24 protein-coding genes are annotated in these 23,105 nt (G+C 32.2%); 14 read left to right on the top strand and 10 right to left on the bottom strand.

Annotated elements, in window-relative coordinates; all coding sequences use genetic code 11:
• Positions 1–142: 142 nt before the first annotated feature.
• The gene (locus RR643_RS05505; RefSeq protein WP_332482609.1) at positions 143–2,023 is read right to left on the bottom strand and encodes a glycosyltransferase; all 1,881 of its coding nucleotides are present in this window, start codon (positions 2,021–2,023) and stop codon (positions 143–145) included.
• Positions 2,024–2,092: 69 nt separating this feature from the next.
• A complete protein-coding gene (locus RR643_RS05500; protein ID WP_332482608.1) occupies positions 2,093–3,310 on the bottom strand; it encodes a PucR family transcriptional regulator in 1,218 nt (405 codons plus the stop codon).
• Between the two features lie 140 nt (positions 3,311–3,450).
• Between RR643_RS05500 and RR643_RS05495 the strand changes: the two genes are divergently transcribed.
• Together RR643_RS05495 and RR643_RS05490 are read left to right on the top strand one after the other, a co-directional pair.
• Positions 3,451–4,200 (top strand): SDR family NAD(P)-dependent oxidoreductase, encoded by a 750-nt coding sequence (locus tag RR643_RS05495; RefSeq protein WP_332472650.1) that lies wholly within the window; start codon positions 3,451–3,453, stop codon positions 4,198–4,200.
• Between the two features lie 8 nt (positions 4,201–4,208).
• On the top strand, positions 4,209–5,168 hold the full coding sequence (locus RR643_RS05490) for a 2-keto-3-deoxygluconate permease (RefSeq protein ID WP_332472651.1): 960 nt from the start codon (positions 4,209–4,211) through the stop codon (positions 5,166–5,168).
• Positions 5,169–5,251: 83 nt separating this feature from the next.
• Here RR643_RS05490 and RR643_RS05485 read toward each other — a convergent pair whose 3' ends face one another.
• On the bottom strand, positions 5,252–5,971 hold the full coding sequence (locus tag RR643_RS05485) for an NAD-dependent protein deacylase (RefSeq protein ID WP_332482607.1): 720 nt from the start codon (positions 5,969–5,971) through the stop codon (positions 5,252–5,254).
• A gap of 41 nt (positions 5,972–6,012) precedes the next feature.
• On the opposite strand from RR643_RS05485, the gene mutY reads away from it, so the two are divergent.
• Positions 6,013–7,008: an A/G-specific adenine glycosylase gene (gene mutY, locus RR643_RS05480; RefSeq protein ID WP_332482606.1), complete on the top strand. Its 996-nt coding sequence runs from the start codon at positions 6,013–6,015 to the stop codon at positions 7,006–7,008.
• Here the strand turns inward: mutY and RR643_RS05475 are convergent.
• Positions 6,976–7,938, bottom strand: a complete 963-nt coding sequence (locus RR643_RS05475) for a helix-turn-helix transcriptional regulator (protein ID WP_332482605.1) — start codon at positions 7,936–7,938, stop codon at positions 6,976–6,978. The genes mutY and RR643_RS05475 overlap by 33 nt on opposite strands.
• 96 nt (positions 7,939–8,034) lie before the next feature.
• On the opposite strand from RR643_RS05475, the gene RR643_RS05470 reads away from it, so the two are divergent.
• Together RR643_RS05470 and RR643_RS05465 are read left to right on the top strand one after the other, a co-directional pair.
• A complete protein-coding gene (locus tag RR643_RS05470) occupies positions 8,035–8,571 on the top strand; it encodes a hypothetical protein (protein ID WP_332482604.1) in 537 nt (178 codons plus the stop codon).
• Positions 8,572–8,626: 55 nt separating this feature from the next.
• The gene (locus RR643_RS05465) at positions 8,627–9,793 is read left to right on the top strand and encodes a cation diffusion facilitator family transporter (RefSeq protein ID WP_332482603.1); all 1,167 of its coding nucleotides are present in this window, start codon (positions 8,627–8,629) and stop codon (positions 9,791–9,793) included.
• Positions 9,794–9,815: 22 nt separating this feature from the next.
• Here the strand turns inward: RR643_RS05465 and htpG are convergent, their stop codons facing one another.
• Positions 9,816–11,711: a molecular chaperone HtpG gene (gene htpG / locus RR643_RS05460; protein WP_332482602.1), complete on the bottom strand. Its 1,896-nt coding sequence runs from the start codon at positions 11,709–11,711 to the stop codon at positions 9,816–9,818.
• 241 nt (positions 11,712–11,952) lie between these two features.
• On the opposite strand from htpG, the gene RR643_RS05455 reads away from it, so the two are divergent.
• Positions 11,953–12,354 carry a helix-turn-helix domain-containing protein gene (locus RR643_RS05455; protein ID WP_332469286.1) on the top strand — a complete coding sequence of 134 codons (402 nt, stop codon included), beginning with the start codon at positions 11,953–11,955 and terminating at the stop codon, positions 12,352–12,354.
• Positions 12,355–12,388: 34 nt separating this feature from the next.
• Positions 12,389–12,838, top strand: coding sequence for a DUF523 domain-containing protein (locus RR643_RS05450; protein WP_332482601.1), 450 nt, complete (start codon positions 12,389–12,391; stop codon positions 12,836–12,838).
• Here RR643_RS05450 and RR643_RS05445 read toward each other — a convergent pair.
• On the bottom strand, positions 12,833–13,612 hold the full coding sequence (locus tag RR643_RS05445; protein WP_332482600.1) for a putative RNA methyltransferase: 780 nt from the start codon (positions 13,610–13,612) through the stop codon (positions 12,833–12,835). The genes RR643_RS05450 and RR643_RS05445 overlap by 6 nt on opposite strands.
• Before the next feature lie 98 nt (positions 13,613–13,710).
• Here RR643_RS05445 and RR643_RS05440 point away from each other — a divergent pair, with 98 nt between their 5' ends.
• From RR643_RS05440 to RR643_RS05420, 5 genes are all read left to right on the top strand, one after another.
• Complete coding sequence (locus RR643_RS05440; RefSeq protein ID WP_332482599.1) at positions 13,711–14,373, top strand: putative ABC transporter permease; 663 nt, start codon at positions 13,711–13,713, stop codon at positions 14,371–14,373.
• A complete protein-coding gene (locus RR643_RS05435; RefSeq protein ID WP_332482598.1) occupies positions 14,373–14,744 on the top strand; it encodes a hypothetical protein in 372 nt (123 codons plus the stop codon). Before RR643_RS05440 ends, RR643_RS05435 begins: the two co-directional genes overlap by 1 nt.
• 54 nt (positions 14,745–14,798) lie before the next feature.
• A complete protein-coding gene (locus RR643_RS05430) occupies positions 14,799–15,233 on the top strand; it encodes a peptidylprolyl isomerase (protein ID WP_332482597.1) in 435 nt (144 codons plus the stop codon).
• Positions 15,234–15,241: 8 nt separating this feature from the next.
• Positions 15,242–16,111, top strand: a complete 870-nt coding sequence (locus RR643_RS05425) for a YitT family protein (protein WP_332482596.1) — start codon at positions 15,242–15,244, stop codon at positions 16,109–16,111.
• A 143-nt stretch (positions 16,112–16,254) separates the two neighbouring features.
• Complete coding sequence (locus RR643_RS05420; protein WP_332469292.1) at positions 16,255–17,886, top strand: putative manganese-dependent inorganic diphosphatase; 1,632 nt, start codon at positions 16,255–16,257, stop codon at positions 17,884–17,886.
• A 60-nt stretch (positions 17,887–17,946) separates the two neighbouring features.
• Here the strand turns inward: RR643_RS05420 and mgtE are convergent, their stop codons facing one another.
• The 4 genes from mgtE to tgt all read right to left on the bottom strand — a co-directional run bounded on the left by mgtE (position 17,947) and on the right by tgt (position 22,252).
• Positions 17,947–19,290 carry a magnesium transporter gene (gene mgtE, locus RR643_RS05415; RefSeq protein ID WP_332482595.1) on the bottom strand — a complete coding sequence of 448 codons (1,344 nt, stop codon included), beginning with the start codon at positions 19,288–19,290 and terminating at the stop codon, positions 17,947–17,949.
• 139 nt (positions 19,291–19,429) lie between these two features.
• Entirely contained in the window at positions 19,430–20,098 is a 669-nt protein-coding gene (locus RR643_RS05410; RefSeq protein WP_332469294.1) for an epoxyqueuosine reductase QueH, read from the bottom strand.
• The gene (gene queA / locus RR643_RS05405) at positions 20,091–21,119 is read right to left on the bottom strand and encodes a tRNA preQ1(34) S-adenosylmethionine ribosyltransferase-isomerase QueA (protein ID WP_332482594.1); all 1,029 of its coding nucleotides are present in this window, start codon (positions 21,117–21,119) and stop codon (positions 20,091–20,093) included. Before queA ends, RR643_RS05410 begins: the two co-directional genes overlap by 8 nt.
• Before the next feature lie 2 nt (positions 21,120–21,121).
• Complete coding sequence (gene tgt / locus RR643_RS05400; protein ID WP_332482593.1) at positions 21,122–22,252, bottom strand: tRNA guanosine(34) transglycosylase Tgt; 1,131 nt, start codon at positions 22,250–22,252, stop codon at positions 21,122–21,124.
• Between the two features lie 92 nt (positions 22,253–22,344).
• On the opposite strand from tgt, the gene RR643_RS05395 reads away from it, so the two are divergent.
• Together RR643_RS05395 and RR643_RS05390 are read left to right on the top strand one after the other, a co-directional pair.
• The gene (locus RR643_RS05395; RefSeq protein WP_332482592.1) at positions 22,345–22,809 is read left to right on the top strand and encodes a hypothetical protein; all 465 of its coding nucleotides are present in this window, start codon (positions 22,345–22,347) and stop codon (positions 22,807–22,809) included.
• A complete protein-coding gene (locus RR643_RS05390) occupies positions 22,806–23,099 on the top strand; it encodes an ArsR/SmtB family transcription factor (RefSeq protein ID WP_332469298.1) in 294 nt (97 codons plus the stop codon). The genes RR643_RS05395 and RR643_RS05390 overlap by 4 nt, the downstream gene beginning before the upstream one ends.
• Positions 23,100–23,105 lie beyond the last annotated feature (6 nt).

Raw genomic sequence — 23,105 nt, 5'->3', positions numbered from 1 at the left:
AACCTGTGCTATGCACAGGTTTTAATATGTATTCCAATCGTATGAATAACCTCTTGAAAAATGAATTATATTTATTAATAATTTATGAAATGAAATAAAATATTATTATCTTGAAGATTAAGTTATCATAGATAGGACATCATTATTCTGTATATTGTTCACAAAAGTTAACTGGTTTGTGTGTGTATAATTTCATACTGTAAAACTTAGATAATTTATCAGCTTCTTCTGGGTTCAGGTTTTCAAATGTGAAGACAGCATTTGTATTATTTATTGATAAGCATTTTGTAGATATTTCGATATCATAATTCAATATCTTAAAAATATACATATCATTAAGTTTAAACAATGACGATGTTTTTGAATTAAGATCAATCATTCTAAAGCCATTATAGTTAAAGCGGTCAATCTTAAAAACTTGATCATCATAAGCTACTGATTCATCAATCACAATACTTAGTGCATCAGCATCATTGATGACTTCTCTAGTTTTAGCTGCAGAAATAGCGAATATTAACCCATAGAGATTAAATATAGACCAACCTACTGATAGTATTAATCCCAAAGAATTTGCTGAACCAATGAATATCTTTATTAATCCAATAATAACTGCAATTATTAACCATATTGTTAATATGATATGTGGCATTACTGTTTTATAATCGAATTTAGTATCAAAGGAAACATCTTTTCTTGTTACTTTAAATACTTTTTCATGTATAAATAATTCCTTGATAATTGCGCTTGCGTGAATAGGGGCTACAAAACTATCGTAAATATGAGAAGTACTTAATGTTCTTATATCAGGAATATACAATCTAAAAGAGAGTGTAATTAACAACAATGGTGGTATGAAAAATAACAAGAATGACTTTAGATTTGAGTTAACAATGAATATACCGAATATCAAAAATAATGATGGAACAATCATGTAGATTAGTTTTTGAAATGAAGTTAACCAATAGAATAATGAGTTGTAATAACATAACTTTTGTTTTATTGATAAGCCTTTCATTTTAAAAGGACTATGATGTCTAAAGACTTGAATGGCTCCTCTTGCCCATCTTTGACGCTGTGCTGCTAAATCATGAACATTATAGGGAGTGATTCCCAATGCATATACTTCGTTAATATAAATAGTTTTATATCCGTTTTCTTGAAGTAATAAACCGGTTGCCATATCCTCGGTAATACTATCAGTAGGAATACCACCAATTTTTTCGATGGCGCTTCTTCTCATTATAGAATTTGTTCCAATATGAATTAAGGCATTGTTTCTAGCTAATGCAGGTTCAAAGAAACGCATGAATAATTCTTGTTCATTGTACAGGGAACTATTCATGAGTTGGAAAGGATCTTTATTATAAAATGCTTGAGGATATTGTACGAGTGCGACGCTTTCATCCTTAAACTTTGTAATCGCACGGAATATGAAATTTTCTTTAACCATAAAATCGGCATCTAAAACAACAAAGAATTCACTGTTTGTTTTGCTTAATGCATAGTTAATATTTCCAGCTTTACCATGTTCATTTGTAGGTCTTGATATATAGTAAAATCCAAATTTACGACATAATGATTCAAACTCTGGACGATGTCCATCATCACATATAAATATTTTTTTATTTGGGTAAGGTAAAACTTTTGCGATATTAGCCGTAGCCATTACAAGACGGATATCTTCGTTATATGTACAGATTAAGAAATCTACACTAGGTGTAAAACTTGTATCCACGTTTATATTAGTTGTACAAATAGGAGAATAATCATGAATTAACAAAATGAAAAGAGAGAATACGATTAATCCCACAACTTCCGCTATAAAGAAGATGACACCAATAAAGGTTGACAATGGGGAATTAAAAGGTAAAGTGAAAAAACCACGCCAAAAAATGTATATTACTAGTATAGCTACTGAAAAATATGCGAATAACTTTCTTGCGGTAGGGTAGCGATGGGCTAAGTAATAAAATACTAGAATAAATGCAATAAATGTAGATAGAATAAACAATGTATCTTTCATAATGATACCCAATCTAACTTTCTATTTTCATCTTATTACTTGTTACAAAAATTTTCAATTGTAGTGATTTTAATCGATATTATACTTGTCTTCAATGATTTGCAATAACGCACAAGAAAATAACAATTCATTGATTTGGTGATTATCACCAATTTCAATTTCAAGTAATTCCTTGATTCTTTGTATACGGTAGTTAACTGTATTTCTATGAATAAATAAAACTTCTGCAGTTTCTTTGACGCTATGGTTAAACTCTAAATAAGTTCTAAGTGTTTTAATGTATTCTGTGCCTTCTCCTTTTTCTTGGATATATAAGTTATAGAGTTTTTGGTTGCAATAGTAGGGTAACTCACTGACACTAAACTTATTTAATAAATCAAATTGTTTTATTTGATCATAATTAATAATACGTTCCTTTTTTAGTAGGAATTTACGAAAATAAATAGATGATTTTGCTTCTTTTATATAATGTTTAAATTCATATAAGTCATGAAATGTATCACTTACACCCATGATTAATTCTTTTTTAGTTAAATAATTCTCTAACTTTTTACTGTATAAAGTATCTTTTCTTTTGGCTAGATCGATTAAAATTATCAACAATTGATTATTAATTATAATTGATGACTTTGGAAAAAAGGATAAGATTTCATTTTTGAAATTATCTTCTCTGGCATTATAGGATGTAAAATGTTTTAAATCGACACAGGCTACTTGATATTGAGTTTGTATATTTACATTACAGCTAGATACACGATCAATGAAGTGAAGCTTATTGATAAAAGCATCATTTGATAACTCAAATAATATCTCTTCAAATGTTGCGGTATGATTGGAATAATCACGATGATTAAATGCGATTTCTTTAGCTAGTAAACTTGCTACCAATAGATATAATGAATTCTCTACTTTATCTAAACAGTTATTCACATCTGTTATATTTAAGTAACCCATGATCTTTCCTTTGTATATCATTTTTAAAAAACGTCGAGTGTATTTGCTGATTTCTGTTACAGTAATACAATCGATATTTTTTGTGTGGTCAACATGTTGATTCCAATTGTTTAGTGTAGCGCCAAATTCTAATGTGATATACCCTCTTTTTGTAGCATTTGTCCATGCGCTATCATCCACTGAAAATGTCTTTGAATAAGCAATAATATTATATGAATTACTTATGATAACAAGAGGGTTATTAAGAAGTTTTGATGCAATGTTTACTAACTCGCCAAAATCTTCACCTTTAATTGCAGCTTCAATTAATTGATCCTTTTTACTTAATTTCATTGATTTATCTCCTTGTGCTGTTAGCACAAATTATACACCAATTCTTATGCTAGATAAACATGTTAATTAATTAACAACTAACATATAATCAATTTGTGATTTAAATATCAAATGATTGTGCAAATTAAGGAGGACAAGATATGTTTGATTTTAGTAACAAAGTAGCCATTATTACAGGAGCTGCGCAAGGTATTGGTAAAGAAACTGCTAAAGGAATTATTAATGGTGGGGGAAGAGTTGTAATTTGTGATATCAATGAGGAAATTGGTAATGCAACTAAAAATGAATTTGGTGATTCAGCATATTTTTATAAGATTGATTTAGGAGATAGTAAAAATATCAGAGAAGTTATTGGTAAGATTCTTAAGGATTTAGATCATGTTGATATATTAATCAACTGTGGTGGTGTTATTAGTAAGAATTCATTTGAAAATATTTCTGATGAAGAATGGGAAAGAACAATTCGTATTAATTTAACAGGAACTTTTGCTACATGTAGTGAAGTCTTCCCTTACTTCAAAGATAAAGGAAAAGGTAGAATTGTAAATATCTCATCTGTTGCTGGAAAAATAGGTGGAGGATTACTAGGTACTGCAGCATATGCAAGTAGTAAAGCAGGAGTTAATGGCTTAACTAAAGCTATAGCTAAAGAAGGTGGAAAATATGGTATTAGTTGTAATGCTGTTTGCCCATCATTCACTCATACGAGTATGACATCAAGTTTACAAGCGGATGCAGAAAAAAACGCAAAAGTAATTAGTATGATTCCATTAGGACGTGCAGCTGAACCAGTTGAAATAGCACAAATGATTTTATTCTTTGCATCAGATTTGGCAAGCTTCGTAAATGGCGAAATTGGCGATTGTGATGGCGGAATCGTATTAGACTAGGAGAACATATGAAAAATTTTAAAATTCCAAGAATTCCAGGAGATACAATCGTATATCCAATGATTATTGGTGTATTGTTAAATTCCTTTGTTCCTCAAGTTTTGAATATTGGTGGATTTTTTACAAGTGTTAAAAGTGGTACTGGTGCACTAGTAGGGGTATTCTTATTCTTCTTAGGGGCTAGTTTAGATATTAAAAGTACCCCAAAAGCAATTAAAAAAGGTGCTGTAATTATTATTACAAAAATTGCGATTGCCATAGCAATTGGATTGGCTATTGCATTTATATTCAATGATAATTTATTAGGTTTATCATCTCTAGCAGTTATTGGTGGTATTTCAGTAGCTAATAACGCTTTGTATTCAGGTATTACTGCACAATTTGGTGATGATAGTGATAAGGGTGCTGTTGCTATTACATCACTCAGTGTAGGACCTACAGTAACGATGATTGTGCTTAGTAGTGCAGGTTTAGCGAGTATTTCTATAGGCCCAATTATTGGATCAATTCTTCCTCTTATTCTAGGTCTAGTACTTGGTAGTTGTTTCCCTTTCCTTAAGAAGAATCTTGCAAGTTGTGTTACAGGTTCAATCATTGTTGTTGGATTTGCATTAGGTGCTAACATGAGTATTGTTCAATTATTCCAAGGAGGACTTTCAGGAATTCTATTAGGAGTAATAACTTCAGTAGTGGTTGGTATTATTACGATTGTAATGGATAAGGCTACTGGTGGTAGTGGTGTTGCAGGGGCAGCGATTTCAAGTACTGCTGCAAGTGCTATTGCAAATCCTGCAGCATTAGCTGAAGTGGATGCAGCCTATCTTGCGATAGCACCAATAGCGACTTCTCAAATTGCAGCATCAGTTATTATTACTTCTTTCTTAACACCTGCAATTACTGGATTTATCTACAAACAAAACCAAAAGAAACTAGCTAAAAAAGAAAGTTTAGCTCAAGCAATAAATTAGAAAAAGGGTCTATGTCATTTGATATAGATCCTTTATTACGATTAGATATAAAATAGGATGGAGATAGATTTGGAATATTAAAATTATATATGAATTTGACTGAAAATATGCCCTAGAGTATCCTGGATGATTAAATCTGCTTGATTATCGTAAGGTGTTGCGGTTTTGTTAAGCAATACTAAATGTTCTCCCTTAAAATATCGTAGGAATCCAGCTGCTGGGTAAACGGATAAAGATGTTCCGCACACAATAAGTAAATCTGCATTCATAATCATGGATAGTGCTTCATCAATATCTTTTTCATTTAACGCTTCTTCATAAAGGATAACATCAGGTTTAATGATGCCACCACAATCACATAATGGAACTAATTCTTTGTTTAAGATATCTTCTAAGGAATACTCTTTGTTACAAGTTGTGCAATGATTATGGTAAACTGTTCCAGGGAGTTCTATAACGTGTTTAGAACCTGCTTCTTGATGAAGATTATCAATGTTTTGTGTAATTACGCCTAAGCATTTACCCATATCTTCAAGCCGCGCAATGCATTGATGGGCGATGTTAGGTAATGCATCAGTATAAATCATTTTGTTGCGGTAAAAACGATAGAATTCACTAGTGTTGCTTATAAAGAAGTGATGACTTAAAATAGTTTCAGGTGGATAAGCGTATTCTTGATTATATAGACCAGTAGTACTTCTAAAGTCGGGTATATTGCTTTCAGTAGAAATGCCAGCACCAGTAAAAAATACAATTTTATGACTTGATTCGATTAAGTTTTGTAACTCTTTAATTTGATCCATAAGACACCTCACACAAGTATTATAGTACGGGAGATTTAGTAATGAAAGTAAATGAAAAAATAGAATCATGGTATGATGCGAATAAACGGGATCTAGTCTTTAGACAAACGCAAGATCCATATCAAATCTGGGTAAGTGAGATAATGGCTCAACAAACACGTATTGATTCAATGATACCTTACTACATTCGATGGACTCATAAGTGGCCAACCATTGAATCTTTAGCAAATGCAGATATTCAAGAAGTATTACATATGTGGCAAGGATTGGGATATTACAACCGTGCACGTAAATTACATCAAGGTGCAATTACAATCATGAATAAGTTTCAAGGTAAGTTTCCAGAAGATATTCAAGATATTTTGGAAATTGATGGGATTGGCGAATACACGGCGGGTGCTATTTCGAGCATTTGTTTTAACAAAGAACAACCTGCAGTTGATGGTAATGTATTTCGTGTAATCACTCGTGTTGAAGCAATGGATGATGATATAACTAAACTTCAAACTAGAAAGAAAGTAACGGAAATATGTGCGAGATGGATGAAAGATTCTAATCCTTCTAAATTTACACAAGGTTTAATGGAGATAGGTGCAACGGTTTGTACACCCAAGAATCCAATGTGTTTCTTATGCCCTCTACAAGATGAATGTAAAGCACATAAACAAGGTAATGAAACGGAATATCCAGTAAAAAAGAAAGCTAAACCTCCAGTTGAATTAGAAGTATATACATATGTTCTTGTATACCAAAACAAAGTGTGTTTAAGTCAAGATGATCAAGATGGTCTAATGAAAGACTTATATCGATTGCCTCAATATGCGTTACCTTTATCGATAAATGCAACACAATTAAAAAAGAGAAAACATGTGTTCTCTCATCGTATTTGGCATATGAATTGTTTCTATTATGAATGTGAACAACCTATGGAATTAGAACATTGTTTATGGGTTGACATTGATCAACTCAAAGACTATGCAATGGTAACCGCACACAAAAAACTATTAATTAGTGTAATGGGTAAGCATCTCTTTTAATAAATGAGTAATTTCATCAATCAATGATTGTGGTGAGATTACTTTTATTTTTGTCTTGAACTGGAGTAACCAACTAATAAAAGGCAATGAACATGTTGTTTGAATTGTGATGGTATAAGTACCATGTTTTAGACTTTGAATTATGACATCTCGTCCAAAAGAATCAAAGACAGTACTAATTAATGATTCATCAACATCAAGGGTAATCGTTTCAACTTGTCCAATGGACATATTAAAATTAGTGCTTTGGTATTTTGATAAACTAAAACGAATTTTCTCTATTTTTCCAATGCATTGAATGTTATCCATTTTGTCGACACGATAATGTGAAAATGAATTGTATTTTAAAGAATAACCAATGCAATAATATCGTTGATTCTCATAAAGTAGGGCATAGGGAACCAAAGTATAGAAATCTGCGTTTTTGCGATATTTCTTTTCTTGATTTTCAATCATATCAAAGTATTTAAATTCAATTGATTCATTATTTATAATTGCGTTCTGTAATGTTTCCAATGTGTAATAAACTTGTTCATTCTTGAATTTTTTTGGATTGAGTAAGATTTGTTTCTTGATTTCAGTTTGATCATATTCATTTAAGAGTGAAAGCAATCGTTCATTTAATGAGTCTGTTTTCTTCTTAGTTAAAAATTCAGATGATGAAATAGCGTCAATCAGGATTTTAACTTCAATAGTATCAAAATCAGAGGATACTAAAAAATAACCAAGAGGTTCCTTGGTAGAGTATAAAATATCGAGTCCCCATGCTTTTAAGGCATTAATATCAGAATAGATTGATTTACGTTCTGCGTATAGATCGTGACTTTCTAAATAATCAATAATCTCAGGCATCTTAAGAGGATGATATTCATTTGTATGTTTTCTAAATAAATCGAGAAGATAGAGTAATCTTAGTTTTGAGTTGTTCATCCTTATCACCAATACCATTTTATCACGTGTACGAAAAATGGGACAGTGATATTTTTTATACATGTTAAATTATAGTCACTTGATGGAGGAAAGAATATGAAAATTAAGAACTCATTCTATTTCGCAGTTGCATGTTTACTATTAGCTTATGATTATGCATGGAATAACTACCTATTGCCATCCTTAGTTATGACACTGGTTGCATTATTATTGGCTTACTTGATTGCACATCCATCAAGAAACGAAACTGTGTATATCATGACGCAGTGTATAAGCATCTACATAGTAGAGGTAATTGTATTGTTACTAATTAACCAAGAATCTAGCACTTGGTTAAACCCCATTTTAGCAATCAGTACAATTGCCTTTAATGGATGCTGGATTATCGTTTATGATAGATCGAAGAAATATCTCAAACACATGTTTGAAAAATTTCTTACTTATACATTTATGGTATTCATGATTTGTTTCATAATTCCAATGATTTTATTTCAAGGAAATCAATTGATTCAAGTTAGTGTAACCTTATTCTTAGTCTATATGTTCATGCCCCTTATCTTTACAATTGGGTTTCATTTTATAAAGATAAAGTTAAGCATGACTTACTCAATACAACATAAAATAAATGCTTAGAAAGGTTTTGACTTCGTGGTAAGATGGATTATAATGATATGACCGAGGTGGGGTTATGATAAACTTTCTTATTCAGCGATTTGTAAAAAATTATGAGAACGTTACGGATGAAACAGTACGTTCGAATTATGGGACGCTAAGTAGTATAGTGGGTATTGTATGTAACGTTTTACTCTTTGCGTTGAAGTTTCTTTTAGGGGTTGTTTCTAATTCAATAGCGATTATGTCGGATGCCTTCAATAACTTATCTGACTCAGCTAGTTGCATTGTTACTTTGTTTGGTTATAAGTTAGCGGCTAAGCCTGCAGATAAAGATCATCCATTTGGACATGGTCGAATCGAATATATAGTTAGTTTTATTATTGCAGTTATTATTCTTCTTGTTGGATTTGAATTATTTAAATCATCTTTTGATAAAGTGATTCATCCAGAAACTGTACATTTTAGTTGGATTGTGTTGGTTTCATTGGTATTATCAATCTTGATTAAATTTTGGATGAGTTTCTTCAATCGTACTTTAGGAAATCGAATTAATAATAGTGCGATGATTGCGACTAGTAAAGATAGTCAAAATGATGTTATCGCAACAAGCGCGACTCTTGTTGCACTAGTTGGTTCTTTGTTTACTGATTTACCTTTAGATGGTGTTATGGGTATACTTGTTTCTATCTTTGTCTTGATATCTGGGTTTGGAATTATTAAATCCACAATTGATGATTTAATTGGACAACCTGCAGATAAGGAAATAGTTGATAAGATTCGAAGTACTATCATGAATCAAAAGGAAATCCTTGGAATTCATGATTTAATTATTCACAATTATGGTCCAGGCAAAATGATAGGTAGTGTTCATGTTGAAATAAACGCAAATCAAAATATTCTTGTGATTCATGACATTGTGGATGAAATTGAACGAAAGATTGAACGTGACTTGCATATTATGATGACAATTCACATGGATCCAATTGAACAAGATAATCAAGTTGTAAATGAGTATAAAAACATTGTTACAGGGATATTGGATCGCATTGATTCAAGTTTATCGATGCATGACTTTAGAATAGTAAGTGGACCGACTCATACTAATCTTATCTTTGATGTATTGATACCTTATGAGTCATTAATTAAAGAGGAAGAACTAAAAAAAGAAATTGACGCTGCAATTTCTAATTTAATGTCAAATGTATATACAGTGATTACATTTGATCGCGGATATTATTAAAAATAGTTTGGCATATGCCAAACTATTTATTTGCTTCAATCATGAATTCACAAACTTTATTTGCGTATTCGATTGGATCTTCAATTGGTAACCCTTCAATTAATAATGCTTGGTTGTACAGTACATCTGCATAATTTTTTACTGCATCTGGATTTTTATCATACAATTTTTGAAGTGTTTTAAAGATATCGTGATTTGGATTGATTTCCAAAATCTTACTTGCTTTGATACCTTGGTTCATAGGAGCTTGAGCAAGTACTTTTTCCATTTCTAAGGAAATACCATCTTCAGAAACTAAGCATACTGGATGTGATTTCAAACGAGATGAAATGCGAACTTCTTTTACTTTAGAAGAAAGGGCATCTTTCATAGAGTTAAGTAAAGATTCATTTTCTTTTGCTTTCTCTTCTTTTTCCTTCTTTTCTTCTTCACTATCAAGACCTAAGTCACCTTGATTAACTGATTTGAATTTCTTGTCGTTGAATGTTTGAAGAATATTGATAGCGAATTCATCAACATCATCAAGGAAGAATAATACTTCATATTCTTTTTCTTGAAGTCTTTCCATTTGAGGTAATTTCTTAATTGAGTCGATTGAATCACCGCAAGCATAATAAATGAATTCTTGTCCTTCTTGCATGCGATCAACATATTCTTGTAGCGTTACGTATTTATCTTCTTTACTTGATTTGAAGAGTATCAAATCTTGAAGTTGGTCTTTGTGCATACCATAATCTTGGTAGATACCATATTTAAGTGTTAAGCCAAAGTTAGCATAGAATTTTTCATATTCTTCGCGTTCTTTCTTTAGCATTTCATCTAAATTTGATTTGATTTTCTTCTCAATACTAGATGCAAGTGATTTCATTTGACGGTCTTGTTGAAGAATTTCACGAGATATATTTAAATTTAAATCATCGCTATCTACTAATCCTTTTACAAATCTAAAGTAATCAGGAAGCAAGTCTTTAGCTTTGTCCATAATGAATACACCCTTACAATAAAGTTGTAATCCTGGTTCATAATCAGCGTTATAGAAGTTATATGGTGCTTTTGAAGGTATAAACAATAATGCATTATAAGAGATATTACCTTCTACATTGTAGTGAATTACTTTTTGTGGATCTTCCCAATCCATAAATTTACTCTTATAGAAATCATTGTATTCTTCTGGTTTAACTTTCTTTTTATTCTTTTTCCATAAAGGTATCATCGAATTCAATGTTTTTTCTTCAATGATTGTTTCAGTTTCTTCAGGATTGTCTTTCTTTGGTTGTGACGTTTCAATCATCATTGTGATTGGGTAACGAACATAATCCGAATATTTAGTCACTAACTCTTGAATTGTATAGGAATCAAGATATTCACTGAAGTTTTCTTCATCTGCATCATCTTTTAGTTCAAGAATGATTTTTGTACCAATTTCATCTTTTGTAATTGGACTAATTGTATACCCATCTTCACCTGCACTTACCCATGCAAATGATTCACCTGTTTGAGCAGATTTAGTTTCAACAATAATTTTTTTAGCAACCATAAATGCAGAATAGAATCCTACACCAAATTGACCAATAATATCAATGTTCTTTTCAGCTTTATCAAGTTCATTTTTGAAGTCCAAAGAACCACTCTTGGCGATTGTTCCAAGATTATTCTCTAGTTCCTTATCCGTCATACCAATACCTGTATCTGTTAATATAAGGGTACGGTTTTCTTTATCAATCTCAATGTGGATTTTTAATTTGTCTTTATCAACTCGTTGTGTATCATCTGTAAGAGATAAATAATAACGCTTATCTAATGCATCGGATGCATTGGAAATGAGTTCTCTCAAAAAGATTTCACGGTTTGTGTAAATTGAATGGATCATTAAATCAAGTAGTCGCTTCGATTCAGCTTTAAATTGTTTTTTTGCCATCTTATTTCCTCCTTTAGCACTCTTTAATAATGATTGCTAAATAAATATAACACCATTTTGAAGATAATTCAAGAGGGTGACATCAGAAACCAATTGATCATTAAAAATACTGTACTTTGGTACATAGGAAAGGTCATAAATAGGGCATAAATAAAGGGTAAAAATACTTTTCGATTATGTAGAGAATAATATATGATTTTTGAGAAAATGCTTTATCATATTCAATTATAGGAGGTTTTTTATGATTTCATTTGGTGCAAAAATTAAGTATTTTCGTAAAAGAAAAGGATACACTCAAGAAGAGTTAGGCAATATAGTAGGGGTAAGTGGTAAGGCAATTTCAAGGTATGAAAACGATAACTCACAACCGGAGTTTAGTGTTTTAAAGAAAATGGCAGAAGCCTATGGTACGGATGTGAATCATTTGTTGGGGTTTCGATATGAAAGTGAAGATAATTATGATTTATCTCTATCAGGTAATGAGGTTGAATTAATCCAATATTATCGAGAAATTCCACGTAAAATACAAACATCAACAAGAAGATTCATCAAAGAAATTGCATTAGGATCAGATGAAAATGATATAGAAGATCAATCAGAGCAAACTGAAATTGATAGGGACAATAACCAAGAAAAAGAGTAAATGAAATATGTTATAATACAAACAGGTGATAAAAATGAAAGTTGTAAGTGCCTGTTTAGCAGGGGTTAATTGTAAATATAATGGGGGTCATTGTTTAGTTAAGGAAATAAAAGAACTTGTGGATAATCATGAAGCAATAACTATTTGTCCCGAAGTCTTAGGTGGGTTATCAATACCAAGAGATCCTGCTGAAAGGATTGGTGATAAGGTAATAACAAGTACAGGACTTGATGTCACTGAAGCGTATCATTTAGGGGCAATCAAAGTGTTAGATATTTGCGAACAAGTTCAAGCTACAGAAGTAATATTGAAATCAAAGAGTCCGACGTGTGGGGTACATGAAATTTATGATGGTAATTTTAATCACACTGTTATTCAAGGACATGGTGTAACAGCAGAATTATTACTAAGTCATGGGTACAAAGTCATTACTGAAGAGGAATATAAAAAGGAAATGTTAGAGAACACTTCCTGCGAATTATAGAGATTGATAATGCATTAGATAGAAATCAATGGTCACATCTAATTGATGAAGATTATTGATTTTTTCTTTGTCTGTTTGTGATGTTTTGAAGTAATAAGGGGTCATCATGAATAGCGATTGAATATTTTTTGTATCTTTTAGATGAATTGTCGATGTTATACGTATTTCTTCAACGAGAGATAAGTGTTCCAATCGTTGGGGTTTTTCATTTTTATAGGGGGTATCATATAATTTTTCTTTTAGTTGGTATAAGTGATCTTCAGCAGGAAACACACAAAAGAAATGCCCCTCTTTCTTTAAGCAACGTTGTATTTCTTCAATGGCGATTGGAGCGAAAATAGTTGTCATACAATCGATACTGTGTTCTAAGATTGGACAATCAAAAATTGAACTTACAATATATTGAGTTGATGAATCATGCTTACTCGCATACTGTATTGCATCTTTGGATAAATCGATTCCTACTTTATTAATTGCGGGTAAATCTTTTGTGTAATAACCTTCACCACAAGCCAAATCAACAAGGGATTGAGGTTTAATTTTTTTTATTTCATTCACGATTCTTTCTTTTAATGGTAAGTAATAATCCATATTTAAGAAGGAAGTACGAGCTTGAATCATTTCTTTGTTATCTCCATGGATTTTGTTGTTGTTTGTAAGAAATAAATTGAGATAACCACTTTTCGCAATATCAAAATGATGATGATTCACACAACTAAATGATCGATCAATTTGTGTTAATTTAGTTTTACATACAGGACAGATTAAATTCATAGCACACCTCTAGGCAATATTGTATCATGGAACTTATAAAATGATGATTGGAATGTAATAAAGATAGCTATGTTATAATCAATATGAAGGATGATAGAATGAGTAAACAAAGAAAAAGATTTGGACAAGGGTATAGTTTTGAAAAGATATTTGCCTATTTCATGGTAGGTTGTGTTGTAGGGGTTGTCTATGAAACGATATTAGCATATGTTCGTCATGGCATACTTCAACCTCATGTTGGATTAATTTATGGTCCTTTTAATCCTGTCTATGGAATTGGATTTTCGTTGTTCTATATTTTACTTGGTAAGAACAATGATAAACGGAATGGCTATTTAACGTATTTATACTGTTGCTTAATTGGTGGTGTGACAGAGTATTCAATTAGTTATTTTGAACAACTATTCTTTCATACATTAGCGTGGGATTATTCTGATTTATTTTTAAATATACAAGGACGAACAACCATTCCCTTTATGTTGTTTTGGGGATTAGGTGGTTATGTTCTTTTAAAGTGGGTATATCCATATTTATCTACTTGGATAGAAAGAATACCTTATCATTTTGGTAAAAAGGTTACTACATTTTTATTTGTGTTTATCCTTTTTGATAGTGTGATTAGTTTTGCAGCTGTATATCGACAAACAGAAAGAGATGATGGAGTTCCCGCAACAAATTTAGTTGAGGAATTGTTGGATTACTATTTTCCCAATTCAGTGATGAATGATATTTTCCAAAACGTGAAAGTGGTGAGTAAATAATGAAAACACTATTTAAGATATGTAGCTATATCTTGTTGATATCTGGAATTCTAAGCTTGTTTCTTACGATAGGTGAGTTTTTTCATGCAACATCAAAACTTGAAATCGCAATTCTAATAATTAGTTACCTAATTCCAGCGATACTTACTTTATTTACAGGATTGTGTGGGGTAATGAAGAAATCTTATCAATCATTGATTACATTAGGTACACTTGCGATGATGGTTCGTTTTATGAATACATACAAAGGATATAACGGTATAATTCCAATCTATGATTATGCTAATTTATTCCTACCTTTCATCTATGTCATTCTTGTTTTATTAATCAATCAGGATGAAATTGAAAATGATTTACAAAATGATGTCTAAATACTATGGCAATCAATGACTAAAAAAAGTATAATTGTGTACGAGGTGAAGTTTATGACAAAAATATTAGGAAAAATCACAATGCAAAATGGGGTAGAACTACCATTTGAATTGTACCCAGATGAAGCACCAATCACAGTTGAAAACTTTGTAAAATTAATTAAAGAAGGATATTATAACGGAAAAACATTTCATCGTGTAATTCCAGGATTTGTATCTCAAGGTGGATGTCCTTATGGTACAGGTGCAGGAGATTTGGGTTATACAATTCCATGCGAAACTAAAAATAATCCACATACGCATATCCCAGGAGCTTTATCAATGGCACACCGTGGAAAAGATACAGGTTGTTGCCAATTCTTTATCGTTCATGAGTCTCAACCACATTTAGATGGTGTACATACTGTATTTGGGCTTGTAACTGATAACTTAGGCGCTGTTAGAAATATGAGTAATGGCGATGTTATGGAAAAAGTAGAGATTCTATAAAGACGAATATGAATTCAACGAACATAAAAAAATATTTTATGGTCATTGTGGGGTGTTCTATGTTTTCGCTTGCGACAAACTTGTTCATTATTCCACACGGATTATACAATGGGGGATTTGTTGGGGTAGCTCAACTTGTTATTGAATTAATCAATCGAACAACATCGCTGAATTTATCAAATAACTTAACAGGGATGGTTAACTTTTTGATTAATATACCTATTTTCTTCTTTACTTATCGTTTATTAAGTAAGAAATTTTTCTTTGCATCATTGGTTGGTATGTTAGTTATAACACTTACATTATCAATTATTCCAGTTTCTACTGTCCCAATCTTAGAAGATACATTATCGTCTTGCGTTATTGGGGCTATTCTAGGAGGACTTGGAATAGGTATAACACTACTTAATGGTGGAAGCGGTGGTGGTATGGACATTGTCGGTGTTTATGCAGCACTTCGTTGGAAAGGTTTTAGTGTAGGAAAAATCCAATTGTTTATCAATGTATTAATATATCTTATGTGTGCTCTTTTATTTTCATTACCAACTGCAATTTATTCAATTATATTTCAATTTTTATTCTCGATGGTTATCGATAAGATTCACTATCAAAACATTGAAATCAATGCAATGGTATTTTCTAAGAATCGAGAAATTAAACATCAAATCAATTCAGAATTAGGTCGAGGAGTTACTTTCTGGAAAGGATTTGGAGCTTATACAAACGAAGAAACTGAAGTATTTGTAGTTGTAGTAAGTAAATACGAAATTCATCGATTAGAGAAATTAATACGTGATTTAGATCCAAAAGCATTTATCATCTTTTCTGAAAGCTATCGTGTATCAGGAGGATTTGAAAAGAGATTGGTAGAAAAATAAGAAATTGGCTGATTCATTTATTGAATCAGCTTTTCTATTAATGTGGAAAGAAATATATAGAATTTTACAACGAAACAGTAATGAAAGAGGTTACATTCACTGTGTGGCTATGCTAAACTTAAGTTACATACGGGAGGAAATTTATGCGAGATACAATTTATGTGACAGGGCATCGTAATCCTGACACTGATTCTATCTGTTCTGCCATCGCTTATGCGAACTTAAAAGAACAAATAGGAGTTCCTGCAATAGCATGCCGACTAGGTGAACTGAACACCGAAACATCTTATGTATTAAAGAAATTCGATGTACAAGCACCATTACTCATTGAAAATGCAAAATGTCGATTGGAAGATATTGATATTGATACAGCTTCATTGATCAGCCCAGACTTAACAATCAAAAGAGCGTGGGAAAAGATTACATTAGGTAAGAATAAAAGCTTATTTGTAGTTGATTCAGAGAATACACTACTTGGTGTTGTTTCAATGTCCAATATTTCTGATGTTCAAATGAAAGATATTGATGAAGTAAAAGAACTCATGAAAATAGTCCCTTTATCAAATATTACAGAAACAATTGAAGGTAAATTATTAGTGAGTCCAGAACGTTATCATTGTGATGGTGAAGTCAAAATCATGATATCAAGAAACAATAATTTCTTAGATGAAGAGTTTGAAGATAGTATTATTATCATGAGTGATAACGAAGAATTACAAGAAAAGGCTATCGATAAAAATGTTGCGTGTCTTATTATTACCGAAGATAAAGGGGTATCTGAAAATATCCTAAAGAAAGCAATGGATAATAATGTTGCGGTTATCACAACGGAATTTGATGCGATGAAAGTAGCACGTACAATTTATCAAACACCACCAGTTTCAATGATTATGACAAAAGAAACAGTGACATTTAAAATTACTGATTATGTTGATGATGTGTCTAAAAGGATGAGTAAAACACGTTATCGTTCTTATCCGGTAGTAGATCGTAAAGGATCTGTAATTGGTGCGGTATCACGTTTCCATTTATTCTCATACAATCGTAAGAAATTTATCTTGCTTGATCACAACGAAGCATCACAAAGTGTTGAATCATTGGAAGTAGCTGATGTATTGGAAATTATTGATCACCATCGAATAGGTGATATTGAAACAAATAATCCAATCAATTTTAGAAATCAAAATTTAGGAAGTACATCCAGTATTATTGCACTGATGTATAAAGAGAATGGTATTAAGCCATCCAAAACAATCGCAAGTTTATTGTGTTGTGCAATTATTTCTGACACAATGAATTTCAATAGTCCAACGACAACAGTTGTGGATAAGGAAATCGCAAGTGAATTAGCGCTAATTGCAGAACTTGATCTTGAACAACTTTCCGTTGAAATGTTTGAAGCAGTCGCAACATTAAGAGGACTATCATTTAGTGAAATCTTATACAATGACTTCAAAGAATATGCAATGGAAGGATTTAGAATTGCGATCGGGCAAATCAATATTTTGGATATCAAGGAATTAGAAATTATTCGACGTGAGTTTGTATCCTATATGGATAAAATAAACGCAATCAACAAATATGACTTATTGGTTATGACGTTTACAAATGTTGAAGGTAAAGGTTCGAATTTTATCTATATGGGTAAATTAGCTTGGGTAATTGAAGAAATCTTTGATGGTAAAAAAGAGAATGAAGTCTTATTTGCGAAAGACATTGTATCGCGCAAGAAACAGATAATACCAAGATTATCTGCAGCATTAAAACTAGCATAGGTACTCATTACGAGTACCTTTTTTCAATAAAAAAATCTGATTTCTCAGATTTAGTTGGGATTAGATTAAGTAGGGTAATAGGAGTGTTGCAAGTCCTAGAAAGACAAAGAATCCCAATACATCAGTTGCAGTAGTTACAAATACACTGGATGCCAAGGCAGGGTCGACATTACATTTTTTTAAGAATAATGGAACGGCGTAGCCTGCAACTGTTGCGATGATTAAGTTACAAACCATGGCAGCACCTGCAACAAATCCAAGGTATGGATTACCAAAGAAGATGTAACAGCCAATTGCGACAACGGTACCTAATGTTAAACCAATTGTTAAGCCAACACCAAGTTCTTTTAAGAATACTCGTTTTGCATTTTCACCTGTTAATTCTCCTAGTGCAATACCTCGAACAACAATTGTAAGAGATTGTGTTCCAGCGTTACCACCCATACCGGCAATGATTGGATTGATTGCGGCTAATGCAACGACAGCTTCAATTGTCGATGAGAACATCGCTACAACGCTTGCAGCTAATAATGCAGTGATTAAGTTGATTGATAACCAAGGTAAACGAGAACGAATGGATTCAATCAAAGTACCATCTACTTTTTCCTCGGCGTCTAATCCAGCCATACGGTGAATATCTTCGGTTGCTTCTTCTTTGATGATATCGATGATATCATCAATTGTGATAACTCCCTTAATGGAATCATTGTGATCAATTACGGGAATCATAACATAGTCATATTTATCTAACATACGAGCTACTTCTTCTTGGTCATCGTCGACATGAACTGAATGTACGTTTGGATTTGTTATCTCGGATATTAAAGTATTGAAGGGTGATGATACTAAGTCACGTAAGGATACGACTCCCTTAAGGACTTCTTGTTCATCTGTTACATACAAGTAGTACGCCATTTCAGCATTTTGGCCTACTTGTTGAAGGTATTCTAATGTTTTTTGTACTGTTTTGTTGTCATGGATACTGATAAATTCAGTTGCCATAATTCCCCCTGCAGTATCAGGTGGATAAGACATCAATTCTTGAACTTCTTCAACGTCTTCTTTTGACATCTTACTCAAGACATCTTTACTCTCTTCTTCATCCAATGTTTGAACGAAATCCGCAATTTCATCGGAAGACATTTCTTCTAAGATTTCTTTTTGTCGATTCGCAGAGAACTGCGTTAATAATTCGTAAATGTCTTCGTCATCTTCTTCATCTAAAAGATGAGCGATATCTTCATCAGATAAACGATTCAAGATTTTAATCGCTTCATCATCATACTCGTGGATAATGTTTAAAAGATCCACCGGGTGGATGAATTCTATCATTTCTTGGAAATCATGATCATTTGCGTTCAGTAAAAAATTCTTTAATTCGTCTTTTGTGATTTCTAGATTCATTAAATTCCTCCTCTTTTCAAGAAAGAACTTTACCTATTTGGCAAGAACTTTCGGTTAAATACATCTGTTTACAATTTTCGCCTTCCAATTCTTACCACCTCACTTTTGCTTCTTAATTATAGCCTTTATTATTGATAAATTATACTTTTCTTTTTAAATATTCTTCATAGGAATAAATACATCCACAATATTGTTGACGATACAGGTTATATTGATTCGATAATTCTCTTCCTCGATCAATTCCTTGTTTCTTCTTGAAGTCGGAATGGAAGTATTTAACATTTGGGAACTGTTTTTGTAATGCTGTACCAATCTCATTTAATTTTTGACTGTCTTTTTGTCTTGATATTGTCATGACCGTGGTAAAGTAATCAAAGTGATGATCTTGGGCATATTGATATGCTTCATGCATTCTTAATGTGTAACAAGTAAAACAACGTTGGCTACCTTCAGGATAATCCTTTAGAGGTTCCAACTTTTTTGTATATGACTCATTATCATAAGGGACTTCAATTAAATGTATTTGATGTGTATTTTGTTTATTGATATAGGATAAGTATTGCTTTAACTCGTTGAGTCGACGAAGATATTCATCGCTTGGATAGATGTTTGAATTGTTGTAAAGGATTGTACAATCAAATATCTCATTTAAAAATTCCAAAGGAAATGTAGCGCAAGGTGCACAACAAGCATGCAATAAAAGCGTTGGTCGAATTCCTTTTTTCTTGATTTCATTTATTTCATCTAAACTTTGTTGATAATAGTTTATTTTGTTGGAACTCTTTTGAATTCCTGGGAAATTACTCATTGGTAATTAACATGCAATCACCAAATGAAAAGAAACGATATTCTTGTTTAATTGCTTCCTCATATGCTTTAAAAATGTATTCTTTAGATGCAAATGATGAAATCATCATAATTAATGTAGACTTAGGTAAATGGAAATTGGTTATGATGCAATCAACTGCCTCCCACTTATAGCCAGGGAAGATGAAAATATCAGTTTCCCCGTGACATTCTTTAAATTCGTCATATGTTTTGAATATCGACTCAAGTGTTCTTGTGCTCGTTGTTCCAACGGAGATAATACGACGTCCTTCTTTTTTTGCAAGGTTACAAATATCAGCCGTTTCTTGTGACATCCAATACAATTCTGAATGCATGATATGATCTTCAATAGTTTCAGTATCCATCGGTCTAAATGTTCCAAGACCTACATGCAATGTAACGTCTGTAATGATGACACCTTTATCTTGGAGTTGTTGAAAGATTTCATCAGTGAAATGGAGTCCAGCAGTAGGAGCAGCAGCACTTCCTTTTACTTTTGCATAGACAGTTTGGTATCGTTCTGCATCATCTAACTTTTCTGTGATGTAAGGAGGTAATGGAACTTGACCAAGGCTTTCTAAGATTTCCATGAATAACCCATCATAGATCATCTTCATTTTGCGAATACCTTTATCACCAATACCAATACATTCAGCTTTGAGTTCACCTTGATTAAAAGAAACAATTGTACCAATCTTTACTACTCTTGCATTACCAACTAAACATTCCCATATATCGCCATCTTGTTTCAATAAGAGTAATTCAACATGTGCACCTGTTTCTTCTTTTGTTCCAAAAAGACGGGCCGGAATTACACGTGTATTATTTCTAACTAGGACATCACCTTTTTTGAAATAATCAACGATGTCATAAAAATGTTTATGTTCAAGTTCACCAGTATTTTTATGCACAACCAATAAACGACTTGTTTTTCGATCAGTTAAGGGATGTTGTGCAATTAATCTTTCTGGTAAATCAAAATCAAATTCACTCGTTTTCAAAATTAAAACCCTCTTTCATCAAATGCATATCTTTCGAGTATTTCTTTTTTAAAGTCTCCAAAGCGATCTTCTTTGATTGCTTGGCGAGCTTGTTCTGTTAATCTTAATAAGAATCGTAAATTATGAATGGACATTAGGCGATTGCCTAGACCTTCATTACAACGATATAAATGATTTAAATAAGCACGTGTATAGTTACGGCAACATTCACAATCACATTCAGGATCAAGAGGTCTAAAATCCTCTTTGTAGATGGCACGCTTGATATTAATACGTCCTTCACTTGTCATCAATGTTCCATGTCTTGCGATACGAGTAGGTAAAACACAGTCCATCATATCGATACCATTTTCTATTGCAATCAGAATATCATTTACAGCACCAACCCCCATTAAATAACGAGGTTTATCTGTTGGTAAGTATTTCACACTATTTTTTACCATGCGTGTCATGGTTTCTTTATCTTCACCAACAGAGGTACCACCAATGGAATAACCTGGGAAATCCATCTTTACTAATTCTTCAGCACAATGTTTTCTAAGGTCTTCATAGTCACCACCTTGTACAATACCAAATAAAGCCTGGTCTTCTTTTCTTTCGTGAGCATCTAATCCACGCTTAGCCCAACGCAACGTTCTCTCTACGCTATTTTTGACATAGTCATAACTTGCAGGGTAAGGGATACATTCATCAAAAGACATAATGATATCTGCACCAATTTTATTTTGGATTTGGATTGATTTCTCAGGACTTAGGAAAAGGGTATCACCATTTAAATGACTTCTAAATGTGACACCTTCTTCTTTTATTTTGCGTGCATCCGATAATGAGAAGACTTGAAATCCTCCACTATCTGTAAGCATCGGACCATTGTAGTTCATGAACTTTTGAACCCCACCAGCTTTTTCAACAATATCTTCACCCGGTCTAAGCCACAGGTGGTATGTGTTTGATAAAACAACTTGTGATCCAATTTCTTTTAATTCTTCAGGAGAAACAAACTTAACAGTTGCGAGTGTTCCTACTGGCATAAACATCGGTGTTTCTACGCTACCATGAGGAGTATGAATGACTCCTAAGCGAGCACCAGTCTGTTTACATATGTGTGTTAATTCAAATTTAAATTTTTCCATAATATCACCGGGTTTATTATACATGAGTTCATGATAATATGATAGAGAAACAAGGGCGAAAATGTTATAATACACATAGTGTAGGTGATTGTATGAAATCGAAGACATTAAAAATTAGAAATATTCCAAAAGAACCTCCAATTATTGCGACAGTGAGTGTAAAACCAACCGCAACATTAACAGCGTTGATGTTTGTTAGTTTTATTATGATTATTTTTAATCAAATCTTTTCGTACATGGGTGTTATCTTATTTGGGTTATCTTCATTTTGTTTATTTGTATTACCAGATCGAAAATTAATTGAGTTTACACATGATTATATTATTCTCTATAACTGTAAAGAACGTGGTGATTGTAATATCTTGTATTGGGAAGATATCCTAACGTGGCAATACATTTGGCGTCCTGATCGTGATGAATTGGAGATTGAACTAGTGGATCATACAGTAGAATCCATTGAATGTTTTTCCAAGAAAACAGTTGTCCCATTACTTCGAGCATTTGTAAGAGAAAAAGAAAAAATTATTCAAAAAGGAAAGCGGGTAAAGGTGGTATGAATAGTTCCAGTATGGATATCCAATATGAAGAAATGTCTTTGTTGTTTAAGATGTTCTCGGATAGTACACGACTCAAAATACTTCATTTGTTATTTGAACAAGAACGATGTGTTAGTGATTTTGTAGAACAATTACAAATGAGCCAATCAGCGGTATCTCATCAATTAGCATCGTTAAAAAAGACACATCTTATTAAGTCACGCAAATCAGGTAAGAATGTATATTATTCATTAGCGGATGAGCACATTGTAAGTATTTTTAAAATGGCATTAGACCATGTAAATGAATAGGAGAAT

Source organism: Anaerorhabdus sp., assembly GCF_036637135.1.
Taxonomy (GTDB): domain Bacteria; phylum Bacillota_I; class Bacilli_A; order Erysipelotrichales; family Erysipelotrichaceae; genus Anaerorhabdus.
This window is presented reverse-complemented; position numbering and strand designations above follow the sequence as displayed.